Genomic DNA, 20,651 nt, shown 5'->3' with positions numbered 1-20,651 from the left:
ACATGTTCTACAGGGCGCGCTGGAGTTCTCCCCTCAAGGGTTCAGTCCCCGCCGTCCCGCCCCCGAGGCGAACCCGAGCCACGTGTGCCGGTTGCCCGCCCAGCACCAGCCCACCTTGGCGGCGTCGCGCCGCTCGCGGCCGTCCCGGCCGGTGCCGTTGCTGATCCAGAGTGCCGGGGTACGGGCGTCCAGCGTGCCGTTGGGCTTGCGCAGCCGGGAGCCGATGGTCATGAAGCAGTGATTGCGCTCCAGTACGTCGGGCTGCTGGAGCACCCAGTGGATGCCCTCGGTCAGCAGCAGGGGCGTACGGGACGCGGCCGTGAGCGCCGGAAGTGCCTCGTCCGGACTCCAGTCGGCCATGTCGTCGCCCCGGTCGACCCCGCCGACCAGGTACAGCGGGGTGTCCGGCAGGTCGATGGTGTCGAGCGGCGCGAAGAGGTCGACGTCGGTCATGTCGGTGACGACGAACCCTGCCTTGTCCTGTCGCCGGAGCAGCGGCGCGAGTACGGAGGCGGGGGCGAGGTCGGGACGGACGGCGAGGAGGCCCTCGCCCTCCCCCTTCGCGGCCGCCCGGACCTCGGCGGCGGACAGCCCCGCGATCTCGTGCACCCCCAGCTCGATCAGCCGCTCGGCCTGCGTACTCAGGGGGGTGAAGGTCTGCGTGGTCTCGGACACGATGCTCCCAACGACAGCGGTGTGCACGGGCGCAGGCCCAACGAACCGCCCTCCCGGAACATTCCCGGCCTGCCCGCCTACTCCCCGTCGAGCATCCCCCGCCACACCCCGACCGCCTCGGCACACACCGGCCCCGCCCACCCCTGTGGACGGGCCGCGCCGCCGATGTGGAAGGCGTCGATACCGGCGGACCGCAGTTCCGGCACATGCTCCAGCCGAAGCCCCCCGCCGACCATGATCTGCGGCTCGTACCCCGGCGTACCCGTGTGCGCGGCCTCGGCCGTCAGCGTGTCCAGGCCCTCGTCCACGCCCGTCGCCGCGCCCGCCGTCAGGAAGGTGTCCAGGCCGGGGAGGCCGCTGAGCCGCTTGCGCAGCGCGTCGCGGTCGGCAGCGCGGTCGATCGCGCGGTGGAAGGTCCACGGGCTGCCGTCGAGCGCGTCCACGACCCGCTCGACCGCCGCGAGGTCCACGTCCCCGGCCGGGTCGAGGAAGCCCAGCACGAACTGGTCGGCGCCCGCCGCCCGCAGCTCGGCGGCCGTGCCGGTCAGCCGGTCGAGGTCGCCCGCCGCGAACCCGTCCGTCAGTCGCAGCATCACGCGCAGGTCGATCGGGACGGCGGCCCGGATCGCGGCCACCACGGCCGGGTCGGGGCTGAGCCCGTCCGCCGCCATGTCGGTGACCAGCTCCAGCCGGTCCGCGCCTCCCGCCTGGGCAGCGACCGCGTCCTCGACCCCGAGAGCGATCACCTCCAGGACCGCACGCTTGCTCATGGCACCCCAATTCCGACGGCGGCAACAGGTCTAGTCCAATTCCAGGGTACGCCCCGCCCCCGATCACCGGAACAATGGACACATGGCCGACGCAAGAACCGCAGCAGACCTCGGGCTCCGCTTCGCCCACGCCCTCGAAGCCGCCCGCGCGCCGGGCGAGGGCCCGGACCCGGCGCCGTACGCCGAGAACCTGATCGCCCGCTGGGCGGAGCCGCAGCGGCGGTATCACACGGTCGCCCACCTCACGGCGGTCCTCGACCGGGTCGACGCGCTGGCGGAGTACGCCGACGACCCCGACCTCGTACGGCTGGCGGCCTGGTTCCACGACGCGGTGTACCTGCCGGACCGGTCGGAGAACGAGGAGCGCTCGGCGCGGCTGGCCGAGCGGGCGCTGGCCGAGGCCGGGGTGCCAGAGGCGAAGGTCGCGGAGGTGGCCCGGCTGGTCCGGCTCACCGTCGGCCACGACCCGGCCGGGGACGACCGGAACGGGCAGGTGCTGTGCGACGCCGACCTGGCGATCCTCGCCTCGGCGCCGTCCGCGTACGCCGCCTACACGGCCGAGATCCGCGAGGAGTACCACTTCGTGCCCAACGACGCCTTCCACGAGGGCCGTTCGGCGGTACTGCGCCAACTCCTGGACCTGCCCAGGCTGTTCCACACCCCCTACGGGTCGGAGCACTGGGAGGCGACGGCCCGCTGGAACCTCGCGGGAGAGCTGGAAATGCTGTCGCCCTGAGTCAGGGCACACCCCTAGGGTTCCGTGCATGCGAGCGATGAGCGGGGACCAGGTGACCGAGGCCGTGCGCGGCTGCGTGACGACGCTGCGCGCGGCGGTGGACCGGGACTGGACGTCGGTCCGCGCCGGAAGCCTGGACTGGGACTGCCACGTCACGGCCCTGCACGTCGCCGAGTGCCTCCTCGCGTACGCGGGCAACCTCGCCGGACACGCGCGGGACGCGTACGTGCCCTTCGAGATGCGTCTGGAGGACGGCACCGGCAACGACGGTCTGCTGCACGTCCTGGAGACCACCGGCGCGCTGCTCGCCGCCGCCGTGAACACCGCCGCGCCCGGCGACCGCGCCTTCCACCCGTACCCGTTCCGCAGCGCCGACCGCGAGGGGTTCGCGGCGATGGGGGTGGCCGAGGTGCTGCTGCACACCTATGACCTGGCGCAGGGCCTCGGGCTGGCGTACACGCCCGCCGAGAGCCTCGCCGACGCCGTGCTGACCTGGATCTTCCCGCATGTCCAGCCGGGCCCGGAAGCCTGGCCGACCCTGCTGTGGGCGACCGGCCGGGGCGAGCTGGCGGGCCGTCCGGCGGTGGACGACTGGCGCTGGCACAACAACCTCGTGATCCCCGCCGACCGCCTCACCCTGACCGGCCTGCGCCCGGCCGCCGCCCGCGACCTGCGCCTGGGCGGCGACGGCGGCTTCGGCTGGCTCGGCGGCGCCCCCTACGAGGGCACCCGCGAGGCGGCCGGTTTCATGGTCAAGGGCTACGAGGCGGGCGTCCACCGCCCGGACTTCGGCGTCTTCACCCTCGTCCGCGCCGAGGACGGCCTCGCGGTCGGCGGCATCGGCTTCCACGGCACCCCGGACGCCGAGGGCCGCGTGGAGATCGGCTACGACCTCGTCCCCGACGCCCGCGGCCAGGGCTACGCCACGGAGGCCGTCCGCGCCCTCACCACCTGGGCCCTCGCCCGCGACGACGTCCACACGGTCATCGCCACCGTCGAGGCGGAGAACACCCCCTCCCAACGCGTCCTGGCCCGCGTCGGCTTCCACCGCGCCGGGACGGAACAGGAAGCGGCGGCCCGCGAGGAACACGGCATGGCGAGCGGGCTGCGGCTGTACGTGTACACGGGCTGACCCCGGCATTCCACCCGGCCCGCCGTACGCCGCGCTCATAGGAGGCCCTTGATCCTGGTCTTGGCCGTGTTCGCCCCGCTCATCGTGCCGCTGTGGCTGATCGTGTCCGGCGTCTTCTGCTTCCACATCGGCCGCAACTCGGGATCGGTACGCCTGGGCTGGCTCTTCTTCATGCTCCTGGGCCCGATCCCGATCGGGGTGATGCTCGCCTTCATCGGCGCGGTCGTACCCGCGATCGCCGCGGGCGCCGTGGCCGGTCTCATCGTCATCCTGCTGATCCTGGACCGGTACGGCGACGACCCCGCCGACCCGGACACCCCCTAGATGCCCTTCCGCCTGCGCAGCCCCGCCGCGTGCAGCAGCCGAACCAGCTCCCGGCTCCGTGCCTCCACCGCGCCCGCGGCCACCGCGTCGGCGTAGCGGTGGGAGGGGATGTCGTAGTGGTCGCGTTCGAAGGCGCGTGGGGGGACGCCGAGGGCAGCGGCGAACGCGTGGAGTTCGTCGTAGGAGACATCGCTGACCAGGTGGGACCACAGGCGGCCGTGGCCGGGCCAGGTGGGTGGGTCGATGTAGACGGTCACGCGGGGCGGGCCGTCACTTGGGGGTGTTCCCGTCCAGGGCGGTGGCGAGGGAGCCGACGGGGGCGACGTCGACGCCCGCCTCGTGACAGACCCAGTGCGGGTCGGGGCCGAGTTCCGGTTCGACGTCCAGCGCGTGCGGGTCGCCGGTGGTGCAGGCCGGGCAGAGCGGCCAGCGGCCCTGCCGTTCCAGCAGCGCGTCCTGCACGTCCTGCGCGACCAGCCCGGCGACGAAGTCGGCGCCCTCCGGCCACTGCTCCACCCACCAGCGGCGCTGCGCGAGCGACTCCTCCACCAGCGAGACCACGTCCGCCTCGGCCACCTCGCTCGCCATCAGGTCGGCGAGCACCAGCGCGCGGGCCGCGTGCAACGCCTGCTCGAGCGGGCTGACGGGATCTGTGGCGTCGTCCATGCACCCATTGTGCGCACTCTTGCCCCGCCTGCCGAACCGGAAATATCTTTCAGGGGTGACCCAGGACGTGAAGGAAACTTTCGGGAGTCCCGGCGGCTCGCTCGCCGCCAAGGTGCGCACCCTCACCCCGTCCATGACCCGGTCCATGCAGCGTGTCGCGGCGGCCGTGGCCGGTGACCCGGCGGGCTGCGCCGCCCTCACCGTCACCGGGCTCGCGGAGCTGACCGGCACCAGCGAGGCCACGGTCGTCCGCACCGCCCGCATCCTCGGTTACCCCGGCTACCGCGACCTCCGGCTCGCCCTCGCCGGGCTCGCGGCCCGCCAGGAGTCCGGGAGCGCGCCCGCGATCACCACGGACATCGCGGTCGACGACCCGCTGACCGACGTGGTCGCCAAGCTGGCCTACGAGGAGCAGCAGACCCTCGCCGACACCGCCGCCGGACTGGACACCGCCCAGCTCGGCGCGGCCGTCACCGCGCTGGCCGCCGCCCGCCGCACGGACGTGTACGGCATAGGGGCGTCCGGGCTGGTCGCGCAGGACCTCACCCAGAAGCTGCTGCGGATCGGGCTGGTCGCGCACGCGCCGGGCGACCCGCACCTCGCGGTGACCAACGCGGTGCAGCTCCGCGCGGGCGACGTCGCCATCGCCATCACCCACTCGGGCTCGACCGGCGACGTCATAGAACCGCTGCGCACCGCCTTCGAGCGCGGCGCCACCACCATCGCCATCACCGGCCGCCCCGACTCGCCGGTCACCCAGTACGCCGACCATGTGCTGACCACCGCCACCTCCCGCGAGAGCGAGCTGCGGCCCGCCGCGATGTCCTCCCGTACGAGTCAACTCCTCGTGGTGGACTGCCTGTTCGTGGGCGTGGCGCAGCGGACGTACGAGAACGCGGCGCCCGCGCTGGCCGCGTCGTACGAGGCGCTGGCCCACCGGCACCGAAGCGCCCGGCGTTAGCTTTCCTCGTTCGGACCCGACCAGAGAGACCCGACCGGAAAGAGCCGCACCAGATGACCGACTCACTTCGCCTGCAGAGCGAGCTGGCCACCCTGACCACCGAGGCGTTCCGGCCGGAGCTGGCCGGGATCGACCAGTTGCCCACCCTGGACATCGCCCGGCTGATGAACGGCGAGGACACCGGCGTCCCCGCGGCCGTCGCCGCCCGGCTGCCCGAGATCGCCGCCGCCGTGGACGCCGTCGCCGTCCGCATGGGCCGCGGCGGACGGCTGGTCTACGCCGGTGCCGGTACCGCCGGACGGCTCGGCGTGCTGGACGCCTCCGAGTGCCCGCCCACCTTCAACACCGCGCCCGGCCAGGTCGTCGGGCTGATCGCGGGCGGGCCGGGGGCGCTGGTGAACTCCATCGAGGGCGCAGAGGACTCCGCCGAGCTGGCCCGCGCCGACCTGGACGCGCTGAAACTGACCCCGGACGACTCGGTGGTCGGCGTCTCCGCGTCCGGGCGTACGCCGTACGCGGTCGGAGCCGTCGAGCACGCCCGCGCGGCCGGGGCACTCACAGTGGGCCTGTCCTGCAACGCGCACAGCGCCCTCGCCGCCGCCGCCGAGCACGGCATCGAGGTGGTCGTCGGCCCCGAGCTGCTCACCGGCTCGACCCGGCTGAAGGCGGGCACGGCACAGAAGCTGGTGCTCAACATGCTGTCGACGATCACGATGATCCGGCTCGGCAAGACGTACGGGAACCTGATGGTCGACGTGCGCGCCTCCAACGCCAAGCTCCGGGCCCGCTCCCGGCGGATCGTGGCGCAGGCGACCGGCGCGGAGGACGCGGAGATCGAGCGGGCGCTGACCGAGGCGGACGGCGAGGTGAAGACCGCGATCCTGATCATCCTGGCCGGACTGGACGGCCCCACGGCCACCCGGCTGCTGGAGCAGTCCGAGGGCAGACTGCGGACGGCACTGGCGAACGCGCGGACGTAGGCGGGGCGACGCGTACGGCCGACCGCCTTACGGAGGAGTCCCGCGCGCCGCATCGGCGGTGGTGGCGCAGGCTCGGAGCGTGCGCAACGACTCCGCCACCGCCTCCGACGTCCTCGCCCTGACGGGCGGCCCCGCCAACATCACCCAGGTCACCCACTGCCTCACCCGCCTCCGCCTCACCCTCACCGACCCGGCCGCCGTGGACGAGGAGTCACTGCGGGCGCTGCCGGGCGTGCTCGGCGTGATCGGGGCGGGGACGCCGTCGCTCCAGGTCGTCCTGGGGCCGGGAGTGGTCGACACGGTGACGGCGGAGGTGGAACGGCAGCTCGCGGCGGCGGCGCGCGCCGGGGGCGTGCGGGCGGAGGCGGGCGCCATCGGCGAGGAAAGGGGGTCCGAGGCCACCCCCAGAGGCGGAGCCGTACTGCGCCGCGTGGCCAACGTCTTCGTCCCCCTCATTCCCGCCCTCATCGGCTGCGGCGTCATCGCGGGGATCAACGGCCTGCTGGTGAACGCCGGTTGGCTCCCCGGCCTCACCCCCGCCCTGGCGGCCATCGCCTCCGGGTTCATGGCGCTGATCGCGGTGTTCGTCGGCTACCAGACCGCGAAGGAGTTCGGCGGCACCCCGATCTTGGGCGGCGCGGTCGCCGCGGTCGTCGTCTATCCGGGCGTGGCGAAGGTGACCGCGTTCGGGGTGCACCTCTCCCCCGGCCAGGGCGGAGTCCTCGGCGCGCTCGCCGCCGCACTGCTGGCGACCAGGGTGGAGAAGTGGTGCCGGGGCCGCCTGCCGGGCGCGCTGGACGTGCTGCTCACCCCGACCGTGACCGTCCTCGTCGCGGGCCTGGCCACGCTGTACGGCCTGATGTACGCGGCCGGAGCCGTCGCCACCGCCATCGGCACCGGCGCGAACTGGCTGCTCACCACCACCGGCGCCTTCGCGGGCCTGCTCCTCGGCGGACTGTTCCTCCCCCTCGTCATGCTCGGCCTGCACCAGGCTCTGATCCCCATCCACACCACCCTGATCGAGCAGCAGGGCTACACCGTGCTGCTCCCCCTGCTGGCCATGGCGGGCGCGGGCCAGGTCGGCGGCGCGCTCGCGGTGTACGTACGCCTGCGCCACGACACCACCCTGCGCACCACGATCCGCTCGGCCCTCCCGGCGGGCCTGCTGGGCGTGGGCGAGCCCCTGATCTACGGCGTCTCGCTCCCCCTCGGGCGCCCCTTCATCACGGCCTGCGTGGGCGGGTCGGCGGGCGGGGCGTTCGTCGGCTTCTTCGCCATGCTCGGCGAGAAGGTCGGCGCCACCGCCATCGGCCCGTCCGGCTGGGCCCTCTTCCCCCTCCTCACCGGCAACCAGGGCCCGGCCCCGGCCATCGCCATCTACGCCGGGGGCCTCCTGACGGCCTACGCGACCGGTTTCGCGGCGACGCTCGCCTTCGGCTTTCCCCGAGGCACGACGCCGTCGGCCGCCGGACGGACTCCCGGGGACCTCGCGTGACGCCCGCCCCTCCCTCGTCGTTGCCCCTGACATGAAGAAGCTGCTGTTCGCCACGCTCGCCGTCGCCGCGTCCTCCGCCGCCCTGGCCGCCCCCGCCCACGCCGCCTCGGACGACCACTGGACGGCCGAGGACACCACCGCCTGCGCGGCGGACCTCACCGTGGTCCCGGTGGTCAAGGCGGTCTCCCCGCTCCCCCTGGCGCAGCAGGCCCCCGCGTGCGGCAAGGGCAGCCTGCTGCACCACGGTTAGGCGTACTGGGCGAGCTGGATCAGGTTGCCGCAGGTGTCGTCCAGCACCGCGATGGTGACCGGGCCCGCCGCCACCGGCTCCTGGGTGAAGCGCACCCCGAGCTTGCGCAGCCGGTCGTACTCGGCGCGTACGTCGTCCACGGCGAAGGAGGTGGCCGGGATGCCGTCACCGCGCAGGGCGGAGGTGTACGGCTTGGCCGCGGGGTGCGCGTCCGGCTCCAGGAGCAGTTCGGTGCCGTCGGGCTGCTCGGGCGAAACCACGGTCAGCCACCGGTACTCGCCGAGCGGCACATCGGCCTTCTTCACGAAGCCCAGCACCTCCGTGTAGAAGCGCAGCGCGTTCTCCTGGTCGTCGACGAAGACGCTGGCCAGGTTGATCCTCACAGGGTGTCCTCCACGGTTCCGGGGTCGGGAAACTCACGGCGGGCCGCGCGGACGGGCCCGGAGCGATACTCGCGCATCCGGTGTCCCCCCGCGCGGGTGAGAAGCTGGACGCATGAATCACGCCCAGCTCACCGCGCTCGGCCGTGCTCTCCGGGTTGTCGGGGAGCACGGTGACGCGCTGGCCGCCGACACCCCGGACTCCCGGCTGCACGAGGTCAAGGCCGATCTGCGGCGGGCGCTGGACCTGCTGGACGAGAGTGTCTCGGCCGGTGCCCCCACCACCCGCTGCGCGGAGCACCCGCAGGGACCGGTGGACGAGAGCGCGCCGGACCTGTGCCTGCTGTGCGAGACCCGCCGCCGGGCCGCCCGCCGCGCGGAGTACGGCGGGCAGGGCCGGGGCCCCGAGGCCCCCGCGACCGCCCCCTCCCGCTACGGCGTCCGCGCCGACCGCCCCCAGCCCCAGCAGCGCTGGCTGCCGGAGGCGTGGAACGGCCGCGAATGGCAGCTGTGCGGCACCCCGCGCCGCGACCGCCACGAGGCGGAGGCGTACCTCGCCGCCGCGCGCCGGGGTTCGCGCCCCGCGATGGCGTACCGCCTGGTCCACGAGTTCACCGACTACGAGGTGCTCCGCGTGTGGGGCACCCCCACCCAGGTGGACATCGAACCGATGGGCAACCTGTAGTCACGCCCGGCGGGAGCTGGTGCTGCGCGGAGCAAGGCGTGTGCGGGCTCGTCCAGGCCGGGGCCGTGGTCCACCCAGGGTATGAACTCCGCCTCGTGCGGGTCAGTGGTGCCGAGCCAGGGGTAGCCCTGCCGCTCGAACGCCTCCCGCAGCCTGGCGTACGCACGGCCAACAAGCGGTTTCCACCGGCACACGGAGGCGAAGAAGCATGAACCAGCAGCTCAGCATGGTCACCCTGGGCGTCGGGGACCTGGCGACGAGCCGCCGTTTCTACAGCGAGGGCCTCGGCTGGACCCCGCTGCTCGACCTCGACGAGATCGTCTTCTACCAGGTCGGCAACGGCCTGGCCCTGGCCCTCTTCCCCCTCTCCGACCTGGCCGCCGACACCGGCGCCCCGGCCACCCCCGGCACCCCCTTCACCCTGGCCCAGAATCTCGGCTCCCCCGCCGAGGTCGACACCGCGGTGGACCGCGCCCGCGAGGCCGGGGCGAAGATCCTCAAGGAGCCCCGGCGGGCGGCCTTCGGCGGCTACCACGCCTACTTCGCCGACCCGGACGGCCACCGCTGGGAGGTCTGCCACAACCCGGGCTGGTCGGTGTCGGAGGACGGCACGGTACGGCTGACGGCGGTGGACCCGGAGAGCTGAGGGCGGGCAGCAGAAAGGCGCCGGGCGGGGGAAACCCCACCCGGCGCCTCGCCACGCGTGCCTAGCTGAGCGACGTCAGCGCGGCGGCGTCGTACGCCGCCAGCTCGTCGAAGCGACCGCCCAGCACCTTCGCGGCCCACTCCGGGTCCTGGAGGAGGGCGCGGCCGATGGCGACCATGTCGTACTCCTCGCGCTCCAGGCCGTCGAGGAGGTCCTCGATGCCCTTGACCGGGGAGCCCTCGCCCTGGAACGCGCCCATGAAGTCACCGTTCAGGCCGACCGAGCCGACGGTGATGACCGGCTTGCCGGTGATCTTCTTGGTCCAGCCGGCCAGGTTGAGGTCGGAGCCCTCGAACTCGGGCTCCCAGTAACGGCGGGTGGAGGCGTGGAAGACGTCGACACCGGCGGCGGCCAGCGGCGCGAGGATCGCCTCCAGCTCCTCCGGGGTCTCGGCGAGGCGCGCGGTGTAGTCCTGCTGCTTCCACTGCGAGTAGCGGAAGATGACCGGGAACTCGGCCGACACCCGCTCGCGCACGGCGGCGACGATCTCCGCCGAGAACTGGGCGCGGGCGACCGGGTCGCCACCGTAGGCGTCGGTACGGCGGTTGGTGCCCGCCCACAGGAACTGGTCCAGCAGGTAGCCGTGCGCGCCGTGGAGCTCGACACCGTCGAACCCGATGCGCTCGGCGTCGGCGGCGGCCTGCGCGAAGGCGCCGATGACGTCGTCCACGTCGGACTGCGTCATGGCCTTGCCCTTGGGCTCCGCGCCCTCCTTGTGGATGCCGGACGGACCCACGGCGGGCGCCTCCGCGAACGGCGGCTCACCCTCGCGGCGGACCATGCCGATGTGCCACAGCTGCGGAACGATCGTGCCGCCCGCCGCGTGCACGTCCTGCGCGACCTTCGCCCACCCCGCGAGCTGCTCCTCGCCGTGGAACCGCGGCACGCTGTCGCTCTGCCCGGCCGAGTCGTGGCCGACGTACGTACCCTCGGTGACGATCAGGCCGACGCCGTTCGCGGCCCGGCGGGAGTAGTACGACGCCACGTCCGCACCGGGGATGCCGCCCGGCGAGAACATCCGGGTCATCGGGGCCATCACGATCCGGTTCGGAACCGTGAGGCCGTTCAGCGTGATGGGGCGGGACAGGAGCTGGGCCGCGCGGCTGGCGGCGGGCGTCGTAGCGGTCACGTGGGGGCTCCTCGAGTGAACGGCGTCTGTCGTATATACCGGCTGGTATGTGAGCACGCAATGGTGCACCTAGTGAAACAACTGGTCTCCGCGGCTCTTCATTCCGCCCCACCGGAACGGGCCCGTGTGACCCCGGCCACTCCCGCCCTCTCAGCCCAGCTCGACCCGCCGCCGCGCGTCCCGGTTCAGCAGCCGCACGCGCTCCCGGAGCACGTCGGCGGGGGCGGCCTCGCCCAGATGCTCAGGCGGCACGTCCCACTCCCGCCCGCCACCGAGAGGCCGCAACTGGACATGGCCGCCCTCCCGCTCCATGACCTCCCCGAGCCGACCGTCCCGCACGTCGAGGGCGTACGAGCCGACGGCCGGGACGTCACCCTCACTCACTCCCCCCGCTCCGCGAGCGCGGCGGCGAGGCGGGCGGCCACGTCGAGGTTGCAACTCCCCAGGTCCACCAGGGTGTTGCGCCCGCCGTACACCGCGGTCACCGGGTCGACCCGCAGCGAGGGCAACACGATGCCCACGTCTCGCAGGGCGGTACGCAGCCGCTCGACCGCCTGGTCAGCAGAGTCCGTCATGCCGTTTCCCTCCACGCTGAGTGTTGTCGTTCCACACACAGAGTGGCGGCGCCGCTCCTAACCTGGCCATACAGGCCGTGCCAACAACCTCACCTGTGGGACAGGGGGCAGCGATGCCAGGACCCAAGGACCTCGACCCCGCGTCGTCACCGCGAGCGATGATCGGATCGGAGTTGCGCCATGCGCGCGAGCGGAAGGGGCTCAAACAGACGGAGTTGGGCCAAATCCTCTTCGTGAGCGGCTCGTTCATCGGTCAACTGGAGGCCGGGGCGCGGAGGATGCAGCCGGAGTACGCGCGGATGCTGGACGAGGAGCTGGACACGGGGGACTACTTCGCGCGGAACTGTGCGGCGACGGCCAAGTCCAAGTACCCGGAGCACTTCGCCGAGGCGGCGGAAGCGGAGGCGCAGGCCATTTCGATCAAGGAGTACTCGCCTCTCTTGATCCCCGGACTGCTTCAGACCCCCGCGTACGCACGAGCGGTGTTCCGCGCCTACCTCCCGACAGAGCCTGAGCAGCAACTCGATGAACTGGTGTCGGTCCGCACGGACCGAGCAGTGCTCCTCGACGATCCAACAGACCTGGTGTTGTGGGTCGTGGTGGACGAGGCAGCCCTGCGCCGCGTGACCGGCGGACGGGCGGTGATGGCAGAGGCCGTGCGGCACGTAGCCGACGCGGCTCGGCGACACCGGGCGATCGTGCAGGTCCTGCCGTTCGACACCGGCGCACACACCGCGATGGAGGGCCCCATCAGGCTGATGGACTTCGCGGACGCTCCACCAATGGTGTACTTCGAGGGGGTGGGCACCGGGCGACTGGAAGACGATCCGTCCACTGTCAGAGCTCGCCAGCGCACCTTCGAGCTGCTCGCGGCATGTGCCCTCTCACCAGCCAAGTCCCTTGTTCTACTTGATGAGGTGGCACAGGATTACGCGCATGAGAAGCACCCCTGAGCGTGGCCTGGAACCCGCCACCTGGCGCAAATCGACGTACAGCGGCGGCAGCGGCGGCAACTGCCTGGAGGTGACCGACATGCACCCGACCCACATCCCGGTCCGCGACTCCAAAGCGCCGCACGGCCCGAAGCTCGCGTTCCGGCCCGAGGCGTGGTCCACCTTCGTGGAGGACCTCAAGGTCGGCTGACGGGGGGCGCCGCCGCCTCCAGTTGCTCCACCGTGCCCGACATGATCGTGCGGACGTGCTCGGTGATGTGCTCGACGGGCCAGTCCCACCAGGCGACCGCCAGCAGACGCGCCACACCCTCCTCGTCGTACCGCGTACGGAGCAGCCGCGCCGGGTTGCCGCCGACGATGCCGTAGTCGGGCACATCGCCGGTGACCACCGAACCGGCGCCGATGATCGCGCCGTGCCCGATGCGGATGCCGGGCATGACCGTGGCGCCGTAGCCGAACCAGACGTCGTTGCCGACGACGGTGTCGCCCCGGTTCGGCAGGCCGGTGAGGAGGTCGAAGTGGTCGGCCCAGGAGCCGCCCATGGTGGGGAACGGGAAGGTGGAGGGGCCGTCCATGCGGTGGTTGGCGCCGTTCATGAGGAACCGGACGCCCGTGCCGAGCGCGCAGAACTTGCCGATGACCAGCTTCTCGGGCCCGTAGTGGTACAGCACGTTGCGGGACTCGAAGGCGGTCGGGTCGTCGGGGTCGTCGTAGTACGAGTACTCCCCGACCTCGATCAACGGCGACTTGACCAGCGGCTTGAGCAGGACGACTCGCGGCTGCTCGGGCATCGGGTGGAGGACGGTGGGGTCGGCGGGCACGGGCATGGCGGGCGACACCTCATCAGTCGGGGCTCCGGACCGGTCCCATGATCGCGCCCCCGAAGCTCAAGCGGCGAGCCCCGAGCCCTCTTAGCAAGGATTGGTTGGTGGGTCTCAACCCACCCTCCCACCCCGCGACTTGACCGGGAGCGACCGACTTGCCACGGAAGGTCACGAGGCCCTAGCGTGCCCGCATAACGAACAGCCCCCGCCAGGCGCTACCAACACCTGCGGGGGCTTGACCTACAAGATCGATGAGGCTCGATCCCGTGGCTGAAGCCAAGCTTAGCCCTGCCCCTCCGCAGGCGCACGTACTCCCGCACCCCATGGCCAACCCCGGCTACGGCAAGCGCTCCGCCCCGGACCAACTCCAGCGCACCAAGCATGACTTCACACATCTCCCGCCCCGTGAGGCGGCTATCGCGGCGTACATCGACCGCCTCCCCGAGGGCGCCGACATCTCGGTGAAGACGCTGGCCAAGACGCTCCCGTACGGGCAGTGTGCGCTGCGTACGGCGCTCAACCGGCTGCAGAACGCCGGGCACTTGAGGCGCGGCCGGGAGCGCCTGGAGTCGGAGGGGACCGGCCCCCGCTGGATCACCCGATCGTGGTTCTCCCGTACCGCGCGCGACGACGCGTGGTGGGCGTCGTTCGCCCGGGGCGATGTGACGGACCCCGCGCCGAAACCCACCCGCTCCCGGGCCCACATCCTCCTGGCCGCCCTGGGCCGCAAGACCCCGGCCCTCTCCCTCTCGGCCGCCGACTGCGCCAACCTCGCCCCGCTGCTGACGGAATGGTTCGCCCGGGGCGCGTCGGACGACGCCATCGTCCGAGCCCTGACCGACGGCCTCCCAAACCCGATCCACCACCCGGCGGCACTGCTCCGCCGCCGCCTCACGGACAAACTCCCCCCGGAACCGGCCCCGACCCCACCTCGCCGCACGCTGGAATGCGCGAACTGTGGCCTGCCAGGCCGCCCCGAGGCCCTCCCCGGAGGCATGTGCCGAGCCTGCCGGGGCGATCACCCCCACCAACCGAACCCCCTGCTGCCCGCCCCTTCCGTACAGGCCCGCGCCCAACAGATCCGAGCCGCGATGTCCGCCCGCAGGCACGCCCCCGCCCACAGGTAGGCTCACGCCCTTCGGTCGGCCGACACCGGCCGGAGTCCCCCCGAGGCTGTGCCGATGACCATGAACCTCGACGACACCCCCACCCGACTCCGGCTCGACCGGGCCCTGGACGACCTCGCCGTCACCTTCCGTGGCATGACCGCCCGCGCCGACGAGACCCAGTGCACCTGCCACTGGGGCAGCGCGGAGGAGCTGGCGCTGTTGAAGGTCCCGGACGTGGAACTCGACCCGGAGCTGCTGCGCCGTACCTGGGGAGCGCCGGACTGGGGCGACCATGGGGCGGTACTGCGCCGCGTGTTGCCGCAGTTCGCCAGGGCGCTGGTCGGTGGAGCGGTGCCCGTGTACAGCGTGGCCGAGGTCGGGGAGTCGTTCGCCAGGGGCGAGTGGCAGCACTGGCCGACGCGCCAGCGCGCCTCCGTGTCGGAGTTCCTGCACGCCTGGTGGGCCCACGGCCTCACCTCACCGGCGTCGGCGATCCCCGTCCCCGACCTTCTCGTACTGTGCGCGGAGGCGTCCGCCACGCTCACCCCGTGGCTCACGGCCTGGGAGGCCCTCGACCACCCCCTGGCCGACCGACACCTGGCCGAGGCGGCGGACCGCTGGCGGTACGACCTCCTGACCGACGAACTCCCCTGGCACACCCGCCACGACGAGGACGCCCTGCGCGCCGAACTCACCGCCTGGCTCGCCCGGTACGCCCCGACCCGCCTCCGAGCCCACGACACCCTCCTCCACGGCATCCGCCTCGCGTCCCTCCCCACCCCGGCCCGCTGGGAAGACCCCCACTGGCCGGTCCACCGGGCATCTTCTGCCCTCCCCTGGTAATCAACTCCGCAAAAGGATCACCATACGAAGATGACCCAACAGCCCCCCGCCGCACCCACCGCCATCCAGCTCCCCGACTACACCAAAGCCGACCAGCAGGAGATCCTCGGCGACGGGGACGACCCCTTCGGGGTCGCCTCGGTGGGTCTGGCCTGGCTGGCCAAGGATCTGCACTTCGGCGTGAGGCACGGTGGGCGCCTCGTCGCGCACGCCGGGCTGGTGCGGCTCCCCGTGGCGATCGGCGAGGGCGAGACCGAGGTCATGGGGGTCGGCGGAGTCGCTGTCGCGCCCGAAGTGCGGGGTCGGGGACTGGCCCGGCTTGTCCTCGCGGCGGCGCTCGATCATGGCCGCACGCTCGGACCCCGGCACGCCCTGCTGTTCTGTCGGCCGCCGCTCGTCGCGCTCTACGAGCGTCTTGGCTGGCAGCCGGTCGACGGGGACGTACGCGTCGAGCAGCCCGAGGGCCGCGTGGTCACCATGCCGCTGCGGACCATGGTGACGCCCCTGCGCGCGGGCGCGGACTGGCCGTCCGGAGCGGTGCGGTTGCGCTCGCTGCCCATGTGAGGACCCCTCACGCCGACTCCCGCACCACCAGCTCCGGGTCGAAGATCAGTGACGTGGGTTCGGTCCGGACGCCCCGGATGTGCTCGTCCAGGAGCTGGGCCATCGCCGCGGCCATCTCCTCGACCGGCTGCCGCACGGTGGTGAGGGGTGGGCGGCAGCTCAGCGCCGCGCTGGAGTCGTCGAAGCCCACCACCGCTACGTCGTCCGGGACGCGGCGGCCGTGTTCCCGCAGGATCTGGCAGGCGCCCTGGGCCATGAGGTCGTTCGCGGCGAACACGCCGTCCAGGTCGGGGTGTTCGGCCAGCAGGTCGGACATCGCGGCGAGGCCGCTGTCGAGGGTGAAGCCGCCCTCGGCGACCGGGACGTACGGGTACCCCCGGCGGGCCATCGTCGCGCGGAACCCGGCGAGCCGGTCCCGGCTGGCGGCGACGTCGAGCGGGCCGGTGACGGTGCCGATGCGTCGGCAGCCGCGTGCCAGGAGGTGTTCGGCCGCGAGGCTCGCCCCGTCCCGGTGGGCGAGGTCGACGTAGCTGAGCGGTACGGGCCGGGTGGGGCGGGCGAAGAGGACTGCGGGGAGACCCGCGTCGGCGAGGAGAGCGGGCAGCGGGTCGTCGGCGTGCGTGGAGACGACGAGGGCGCCGTCGGCGCTGCCCTGCCGGAGGTCGGTCAGCACCTGGCGGCGGGTGTCCGGGGACTCGGCGAACATCAGCAGCGGGTGCATGGACCGCGGGCGCAGGTAGCCGACGACGCCGCTGACGACCCGCCCGAAGAAGGGGTCGGCGAACACCCGGGTCGCGACCGCGTTGTGCACCTCCTCGGGGGTGTCCCCCGCACCCGACACGACGAGGGCCACGGTCTGGCTGCGCCGGGTCACAAGGGAGCGGGCGGCCTTGTTGGGCGCGTACCCCGTCCGCTCGATGGCCCGGCGCACCGTCTCCTGGATGCCGGGGTCGACATTGCGGACGCCGTTGATGACCCGCGAGACGGTCGCGCGGGAGACTCCCGCCTCCTGCGCGACATCCTCCAGCGTGGGGGCCTCTCTGCTCATCTCGGCACCCTAGCGGCCGTCCCGCGCGCCGGGATAGAGCGCTCTCCCCGCTCTCCCCGCTCTCCAAGCCCCCGTCGGCTCAGCCGTACACACCGAACTCGTAGAGCGAGTAGCCCCAACCCGTGCCCCGCGCCGTCCCGTTGACCCTCACATAGCGCCCAGCCCCGGAGACGTCGAGGTCGTCGACGCCGCCGTTGCCGTCGGTGACGGTGCGGACGGTGGTCCAGCTCTGCCCGTCGTCCGAGGTCTGCACGGTGTACGCCCGCGCGTACGAGGTCTCCCACACCAGCTGCACGTGCCGGAAGGAGGTCCGGGCGCCGAGGTCGACGCGGAGCCACTGGGGGTCGCTCCAGTCGCTGGCCCAGCGGGTGGCGAGGTTCCCGTCCACGGCGCCGACGGCCGTGCAGGGGCAGTCCCCGCCGCCGGTCTGGGCCGAGGAGGCGCTCGCGGGCTTGCCCCGGGCGAGGTTCGTACCCGCCGGGACGGGCGGCACCACCCGGAAGGACCGGGTCTCGACACCCACGTTGCCCTTGCCGTCCTTGGCCTTCACATAGATCTTCCAGACGCCCGGCCGGTCGGGGGCGGTGACCCGCAGTCGGCCCCCGCCGAGGTCGGTCGCGGGGAGCGTGACCAACTGCTTGCTCTGGTCGATGTAGTTGCTGTTGTCCTGCACCTCGTACGTGATCGGGTCGCCGTCGGGGTCGGTGGCCCTGACCGCGAGGGTGAGGTCACCGCCCGCGGGCACCTTGGCCGCGTCGCCCTCGATGCTCAGGTCGGAGATCACTGGCGGGGTGTCGTCCCGCGAGGTGTCCCCGCCGTACGCCCGCTTCACCGCGTAGTACGACAGCCGCTTCTCCCCCGCGGGCAGCAGGTTGAACCAGATGCCGCCGAAGTCGTACTCGGTGCCGTAGTGGAACATCGTGGCGCCGAGCGCGACACCCCGGTGCCCGGTGACGCAGTTCCACGCCCGCGTGTACCCGTCGGCCTTGGCCCGGTCGGTGGGCTCGGCCGGGACGCCGTTCGCGTCGTCCGGCACCTCCCACTCCCCGGACGGTCCGGTCTCGGTGACGATGTACGGCTTGGTGTAACCCCCCTGCTGCCAGGCCGCCTTGACGTCACACACCGCGTTGTAGGCGTTGACGGCGTAGAGGTCGAGGTCGGGCGCGTTCCTCTTGTAGTAGGGCCAGGCGCCGGTCCACGCGTCGGTGGAGGTGACCGGATGGTTGGGGTCGACTGCGTGGATCTTCTTGGTGATGTCGTTGACGAGCGTCGTGTACGCGTCGCGCTGGCGCTCCAGCTCGGCGCCGCTGTAGCAGTTCTGCAGGCCGAGCACGGACTCGTTGCCGACGTTCCACATCAGCACGCCGGGGTTGTCCTTGTAGGTGGCGGCCCACTGCGGGAACTCGGTGAGCACCTGGTTCTTGTACGCCGTGTCCGTCAGGTAGTTCACGCAGCCGCCGCTGCCGGGGCCGCCGCCCGGCTGCAGCCAGAACCCGGCGATCACCTTGATGCCCTGGGCGGCGGCCGCGTCGAACAGCGGCTTGCTGGAGGCGTCGGTGCCCCAGGTGCGGACGGTGTTGACGCCCATCGACTTCAGGTCGGGCATATAACGCGGTGCGTCGGCGGTGGACGGCCCCCAGGTGAGGCCCTTGATCTGGTACGGGTTTCCGTCGACGGTCAGTTGCCAGTTGCCCTGCGTGCCGGTGACCCGGACGACGCTGCCCGCAGCGTGCGCGGGCGGGGCGGGCAGGGCGACGAGGGCTCCGGCGGCGAGCAGGCCCGCGGTGAGGGGGGCCGTGACACGGGATGCGGTCATGAGTGTCCGTCCGGTGTGCGGGTGGGGGGAGGGAGGAGCCGGGGTCCCACCGGCCGGGAGCGTGCTCCGGCCGGTGGGAGAGGTGCGTCAGGGGAGCCGGTAGTTCGCGTCGAGGGCGGCGCCCGCCTCGGGGTGCGTCTGGTCGTAGCCCCGCGCGTCGCACTGGAGCGCGCCGACGACGCAGTGGTCCACCAGCGCCTTCAGGGTCGGCACGTCCCACGCGTTGAAGAAGTCGTAGTGGAACGAGTAGCCCGCCCCGCTCGACAGCTTCACCTGGCTCATGTCCCCGTTGACCGGGAAGGCCATCTTGAACTCGATCATCGGCAGGGCGACGGGGTGGTCGTCCGGGCAGATGTTGTTGTTCGTGCCGGGATTCACCACCGGGTACGCCATGTGGGCCTGGTGGTTCGGGGTGTCCAGGTACTTGCCGTCCCAGCAACTGGGCGCCTGGAAACGGATGTTGAGCTGGACGTCGGCCCGGCTGGGGCACTGGGCGGGGAAGTCGGTGTTGAAGAAGCTGTCACCGCACTCCCAGCCCTCCACGAAACCGCGGTGGGCGCGGAACTCGGCCGCCGACTGCATCGGGCTGCCGACGACGAAGCGCAGTCCCTTCGGGAAGGGGCGCACGCTGGTGTAGTCGGTGACGCCCGCCTTGTAGTAGATGACCTGCGGGCCGACCGGCAGCACCGGCGTACTGCCCTTGAGCAGGGTCGGCATCCAGTAGGCCGACTTGTCGCCGGGCGCCTTGCAGGTGGTGCCGCCCGCGTCGAGCGAGGCGGTGGTGCTGGCCGCGCCGGTGGTGGTGTTGCCCATGAAGGTGTGGTCGTGCGACTTGCCCGGCTGGCCGGGGTAGACGATCGGGTCGTCCGGGCGGGTGTGGGACACCGAGCAGTTCGCCTGGAACTCGTGGAAGTACCGGTGCGGCGGCTCGGCCTTGGACGGGACGACCCCGGTCACCGGCGGGTTCGCCGGGATGTACCCGTCGCCGTCCGGGTCCTCCGGCGAGTACTGCGTGGAGACGGGCATCGCGTGGCCCGTGTGGACCGGACCCGCGACCGGGTCGGCGCTCATCGCCACGCCGGTCAGGCCGAGCGAGGTGAGGAGCAGTGCGCTGGACACCAGTAATCCTGAGACGATCTTCGATCTCCGTGCCATGGAGACCTCCTGCCACGTCGATGGGGACGGTGGGGGTCGGGCGGCCGGGACCGGCGAGGGGGAGGCGACGCCGTCCGCGACCGTCCGCGTGACGGTCCATCACATGTGCCGTGGAATCCGGGAGAGCGCTCTCCCGTCGTGGAGTGTTGTGGCGGTCGCGCGGGGGTGTCAAGGGAGGCGGCGGAAACTCGCGCCGCGTCTGACAGGGTGGCGCCGTGACGATCTCATCGCAGGCAGCCTGCGGAATAGCCCTGGTCGAGCTGGGAATGGCGCTGACGCCGGGCCCGAACATGGTGTACCTGGTGTCCCGGAGCGTCAGCCAGGGCCGCGCGGCCGGGCTGGTCTCGCTGGCGGGGACCGCCGTCGGATTCCTGGTGTACATGACGCTGGCCAACGTGGGGCTGGCGGTGGTCTTCGTCGCCGTCCCGTGGCTGTACATCGGTCTGAAGGCCGTCGGCGCGGCCTACCTCGCCTATCTGGCCTGGCAGACGCTCAGGCCGGGTGGGCGCGGGCTGTTCGAGCCACGCCCTCTCCAGCGGGACTCGAAGTGGAAGCTGTGGCGGACCGGGCTGGTCACCAACCTGCTCAACCCCAAGGTCGCCATCCTCTACCTGGCGCTCATCCCGCAGTTCATCGATCCCGCCCGCGGCCACACCACGGCCCAGGGGTTCGCCCTCGGCGGCATACAGATCGCGGTCGGCGTCACGGTGAACGGGCTGATCGTGCTCGCGGCCGGCTCGGTCGCCGGGCTGCTCAAGAGCCGCCCGGCGTGGGCGAAGTGGCAGCGCCGGGTCACCGGCAGCCTGCTCGGCGCGGCCGCGCTCGTCCTCGCCCGGGAGGTACCGGCCCGCGCGCGGGCCTGAACGCCGAAGGGC

At 72.5% G+C, this 20,651-nt stretch carries 27 protein-coding genes; 15 read left to right on the top strand and 12 right to left on the bottom strand.

Annotation, left to right across the window (positions count from 1 at the left end; translation table 11 throughout):
- Window positions 1-33: 33 nt before the first annotated feature.
- Both ACI2LY_RS26505 and ACI2LY_RS26500 read right to left on the bottom strand, forming a co-directional pair.
- Window positions 34-675: a DUF5701 family protein gene (locus ACI2LY_RS26505; protein WP_404709336.1), complete on the bottom strand. Its 642-nt coding sequence runs from the start codon at window positions 673-675 to the stop codon at window positions 34-36.
- A gap of 77 nt (window positions 676-752) precedes the next feature.
- Complete coding sequence (locus ACI2LY_RS26500; protein WP_404709335.1) at window positions 753-1,445, bottom strand: copper homeostasis protein CutC; 693 nt, start codon at window positions 1,443-1,445, stop codon at window positions 753-755.
- A gap of 82 nt (window positions 1,446-1,527) precedes the next feature.
- Between ACI2LY_RS26500 and ACI2LY_RS26495 the strand changes: the two genes are divergently transcribed.
- From ACI2LY_RS26495 to ACI2LY_RS26485, 3 genes are read left to right on the top strand one after another with little or no spacing between them, the layout of a single operon-like run.
- Window positions 1,528-2,181, top strand: a complete 654-nt coding sequence (locus ACI2LY_RS26495; RefSeq protein ID WP_404709334.1) for a hypothetical protein — start codon at window positions 1,528-1,530, stop codon at window positions 2,179-2,181.
- A gap of 28 nt (window positions 2,182-2,209) precedes the next feature.
- A complete protein-coding gene (locus tag ACI2LY_RS26490; RefSeq protein WP_404709333.1) occupies window positions 2,210-3,313 on the top strand; it encodes a GNAT family N-acetyltransferase in 1,104 nt (367 codons plus the stop codon).
- A gap of 48 nt (window positions 3,314-3,361) precedes the next feature.
- Window positions 3,362-3,637: a hypothetical protein gene (locus ACI2LY_RS26485; RefSeq protein ID WP_404709332.1), complete on the top strand. Its 276-nt coding sequence runs from the start codon at window positions 3,362-3,364 to the stop codon at window positions 3,635-3,637.
- Here ACI2LY_RS26485 and ACI2LY_RS26480 read toward each other — a convergent pair.
- Complete coding sequence (locus ACI2LY_RS26480) at window positions 3,634-3,894, bottom strand: DUF4031 domain-containing protein (protein ID WP_404709331.1); 261 nt, start codon at window positions 3,892-3,894, stop codon at window positions 3,634-3,636. The two genes, ACI2LY_RS26485 and ACI2LY_RS26480, sit on opposite strands and share 4 nt — an antisense overlap.
- Before the next feature lie 13 nt (window positions 3,895-3,907).
- Window positions 3,908-4,303 (bottom strand): hypothetical protein, encoded by a 396-nt coding sequence (locus tag ACI2LY_RS26475; protein WP_404709330.1) that lies wholly within the window; start codon window positions 4,301-4,303, stop codon window positions 3,908-3,910.
- Between the two features lie 55 nt (window positions 4,304-4,358).
- On the opposite strand from ACI2LY_RS26475, the gene ACI2LY_RS26470 reads away from it, so the two are divergent.
- From ACI2LY_RS26470 to ACI2LY_RS26455, 4 genes are all read left to right on the top strand, one after another.
- On the top strand, window positions 4,359-5,264 hold the full coding sequence (locus ACI2LY_RS26470; protein WP_393914100.1) for a MurR/RpiR family transcriptional regulator: 906 nt from the start codon (window positions 4,359-4,361) through the stop codon (window positions 5,262-5,264).
- A gap of 53 nt (window positions 5,265-5,317) precedes the next feature.
- Window positions 5,318-6,244 (top strand): N-acetylmuramic acid 6-phosphate etherase, encoded by a 927-nt coding sequence (gene murQ, locus ACI2LY_RS26465; protein ID WP_404709329.1) that lies wholly within the window; start codon window positions 5,318-5,320, stop codon window positions 6,242-6,244.
- Between the two features lie 79 nt (window positions 6,245-6,323).
- Entirely contained in the window at window positions 6,324-7,739 is a 1,416-nt protein-coding gene (locus ACI2LY_RS26460; protein ID WP_404709328.1) for a PTS transporter subunit EIIC, read from the top strand.
- 31 nt (window positions 7,740-7,770) lie between these two features.
- Complete coding sequence (locus ACI2LY_RS26455) at window positions 7,771-7,989, top strand: hypothetical protein (RefSeq protein WP_404709327.1); 219 nt, start codon at window positions 7,771-7,773, stop codon at window positions 7,987-7,989.
- On the opposite strand, the gene ACI2LY_RS26450 is transcribed toward ACI2LY_RS26455, so the two are convergent.
- The gene (locus tag ACI2LY_RS26450) at window positions 7,986-8,372 is read right to left on the bottom strand and encodes a VOC family protein (RefSeq protein ID WP_393914103.1); all 387 of its coding nucleotides are present in this window, start codon (window positions 8,370-8,372) and stop codon (window positions 7,986-7,988) included. The genes ACI2LY_RS26455 and ACI2LY_RS26450 overlap by 4 nt on opposite strands.
- 112 nt (window positions 8,373-8,484) lie before the next feature.
- On the opposite strand from ACI2LY_RS26450, the gene ACI2LY_RS26445 reads away from it, so the two are divergent.
- A complete protein-coding gene (locus ACI2LY_RS26445) occupies window positions 8,485-9,054 on the top strand; it encodes a hypothetical protein (protein WP_393605925.1) in 570 nt (189 codons plus the stop codon).
- 208 nt (window positions 9,055-9,262) lie between these two features.
- On the top strand, window positions 9,263-9,700 hold the full coding sequence (locus ACI2LY_RS26440) for a VOC family protein (RefSeq protein WP_404709326.1): 438 nt from the start codon (window positions 9,263-9,265) through the stop codon (window positions 9,698-9,700).
- 61 nt (window positions 9,701-9,761) lie between these two features.
- On the opposite strand, the gene ACI2LY_RS26435 is transcribed toward ACI2LY_RS26440, so the two are convergent.
- The 3 genes from ACI2LY_RS26435 to ACI2LY_RS26425 form a co-directional block, all read right to left on the bottom strand.
- A complete protein-coding gene (locus ACI2LY_RS26435; RefSeq protein ID WP_404709325.1) occupies window positions 9,762-10,889 on the bottom strand; it encodes an NADH:flavin oxidoreductase in 1,128 nt (375 codons plus the stop codon).
- Between the two features lie 150 nt (window positions 10,890-11,039).
- Window positions 11,040-11,273, bottom strand: a complete 234-nt coding sequence (locus ACI2LY_RS26430) for a hypothetical protein (RefSeq protein WP_404709324.1) — start codon at window positions 11,271-11,273, stop codon at window positions 11,040-11,042.
- Window positions 11,270-11,464 carry a hypothetical protein gene (locus ACI2LY_RS26425; protein ID WP_389005098.1) on the bottom strand — a complete coding sequence of 65 codons (195 nt, stop codon included), beginning with the start codon at window positions 11,462-11,464 and terminating at the stop codon, window positions 11,270-11,272. The genes ACI2LY_RS26430 and ACI2LY_RS26425 overlap by 4 nt, the downstream gene beginning before the upstream one ends.
- A 113-nt stretch (window positions 11,465-11,577) precedes the next feature.
- On the opposite strand from ACI2LY_RS26425, the gene ACI2LY_RS26420 reads away from it, so the two are divergent.
- Window positions 11,578-12,417, top strand: coding sequence for a helix-turn-helix domain-containing protein (locus tag ACI2LY_RS26420; protein WP_404709323.1), 840 nt, complete (start codon window positions 11,578-11,580; stop codon window positions 12,415-12,417).
- Window positions 12,401-12,607 carry a DUF397 domain-containing protein gene (locus ACI2LY_RS26415; protein WP_404709322.1) on the top strand — a complete coding sequence of 69 codons (207 nt, stop codon included), beginning with the start codon at window positions 12,401-12,403 and terminating at the stop codon, window positions 12,605-12,607. Before ACI2LY_RS26420 ends, ACI2LY_RS26415 begins: the two co-directional genes overlap by 17 nt.
- Here the strand turns inward: ACI2LY_RS26415 and ACI2LY_RS26410 are convergent.
- Window positions 12,594-13,244 carry a CatB-related O-acetyltransferase gene (locus ACI2LY_RS26410; protein ID WP_404709321.1) on the bottom strand — a complete coding sequence of 217 codons (651 nt, stop codon included), beginning with the start codon at window positions 13,242-13,244 and terminating at the stop codon, window positions 12,594-12,596. The genes ACI2LY_RS26415 and ACI2LY_RS26410 overlap by 14 nt on opposite strands.
- 320 nt (window positions 13,245-13,564) lie before the next feature.
- Between ACI2LY_RS26410 and ACI2LY_RS26405 the strand changes: the two genes are divergently transcribed.
- From ACI2LY_RS26405 to ACI2LY_RS26395, 3 genes are read left to right on the top strand one after another with little or no spacing between them, the layout of a single operon-like run.
- Window positions 13,565-14,368 (top strand): hypothetical protein, encoded by an 804-nt coding sequence (locus ACI2LY_RS26405; protein WP_404709565.1) that lies wholly within the window; start codon window positions 13,565-13,567, stop codon window positions 14,366-14,368.
- 60 nt (window positions 14,369-14,428) lie between these two features.
- Entirely contained in the window at window positions 14,429-15,193 is a 765-nt protein-coding gene (locus ACI2LY_RS26400; protein WP_404709564.1) for a hypothetical protein, read from the top strand.
- Between the two features lie 30 nt (window positions 15,194-15,223).
- Window positions 15,224-15,757: a GNAT family N-acetyltransferase gene (locus tag ACI2LY_RS26395; RefSeq protein ID WP_404709320.1), complete on the top strand. Its 534-nt coding sequence runs from the start codon at window positions 15,224-15,226 to the stop codon at window positions 15,755-15,757.
- Window positions 15,758-15,764: 7 nt separating this feature from the next.
- On the opposite strand, the gene ACI2LY_RS26390 is transcribed toward ACI2LY_RS26395, so the two are convergent.
- From ACI2LY_RS26390 to ACI2LY_RS26380, 3 genes are all read right to left on the bottom strand, one after another.
- On the bottom strand, window positions 15,765-16,805 hold the full coding sequence (locus ACI2LY_RS26390; RefSeq protein WP_404709319.1) for a LacI family DNA-binding transcriptional regulator: 1,041 nt from the start codon (window positions 16,803-16,805) through the stop codon (window positions 15,765-15,767).
- Between the two features lie 79 nt (window positions 16,806-16,884).
- The gene (locus ACI2LY_RS26385; RefSeq protein WP_404709318.1) at window positions 16,885-18,621 is read right to left on the bottom strand and encodes a discoidin domain-containing protein; all 1,737 of its coding nucleotides are present in this window, start codon (window positions 18,619-18,621) and stop codon (window positions 16,885-16,887) included.
- Window positions 18,622-18,708: 87 nt separating this feature from the next.
- Window positions 18,709-19,776 (bottom strand): DUF1996 domain-containing protein, encoded by a 1,068-nt coding sequence (locus ACI2LY_RS26380; RefSeq protein ID WP_404709317.1) that lies wholly within the window; start codon window positions 19,774-19,776, stop codon window positions 18,709-18,711.
- Window positions 19,777-20,042: 266 nt separating this feature from the next.
- Here ACI2LY_RS26380 and ACI2LY_RS26375 point away from each other — a divergent pair, with 266 nt between their 5' ends.
- The gene (locus ACI2LY_RS26375) at window positions 20,043-20,639 is read left to right on the top strand and encodes a LysE family translocator (RefSeq protein WP_404709563.1); all 597 of its coding nucleotides are present in this window, start codon (window positions 20,043-20,045) and stop codon (window positions 20,637-20,639) included.
- The last annotated feature ends 12 nt before the right edge of the window (window positions 20,640-20,651 follow it).

It is taken from the genome of Streptomyces sp. NPDC002176, from assembly GCF_044903645.1.
GTDB lineage: Bacteria > Actinomycetota > Actinomycetes > Streptomycetales > Streptomycetaceae > Streptomyces.
This window is presented reverse-complemented; position numbering and strand designations above follow the sequence as displayed.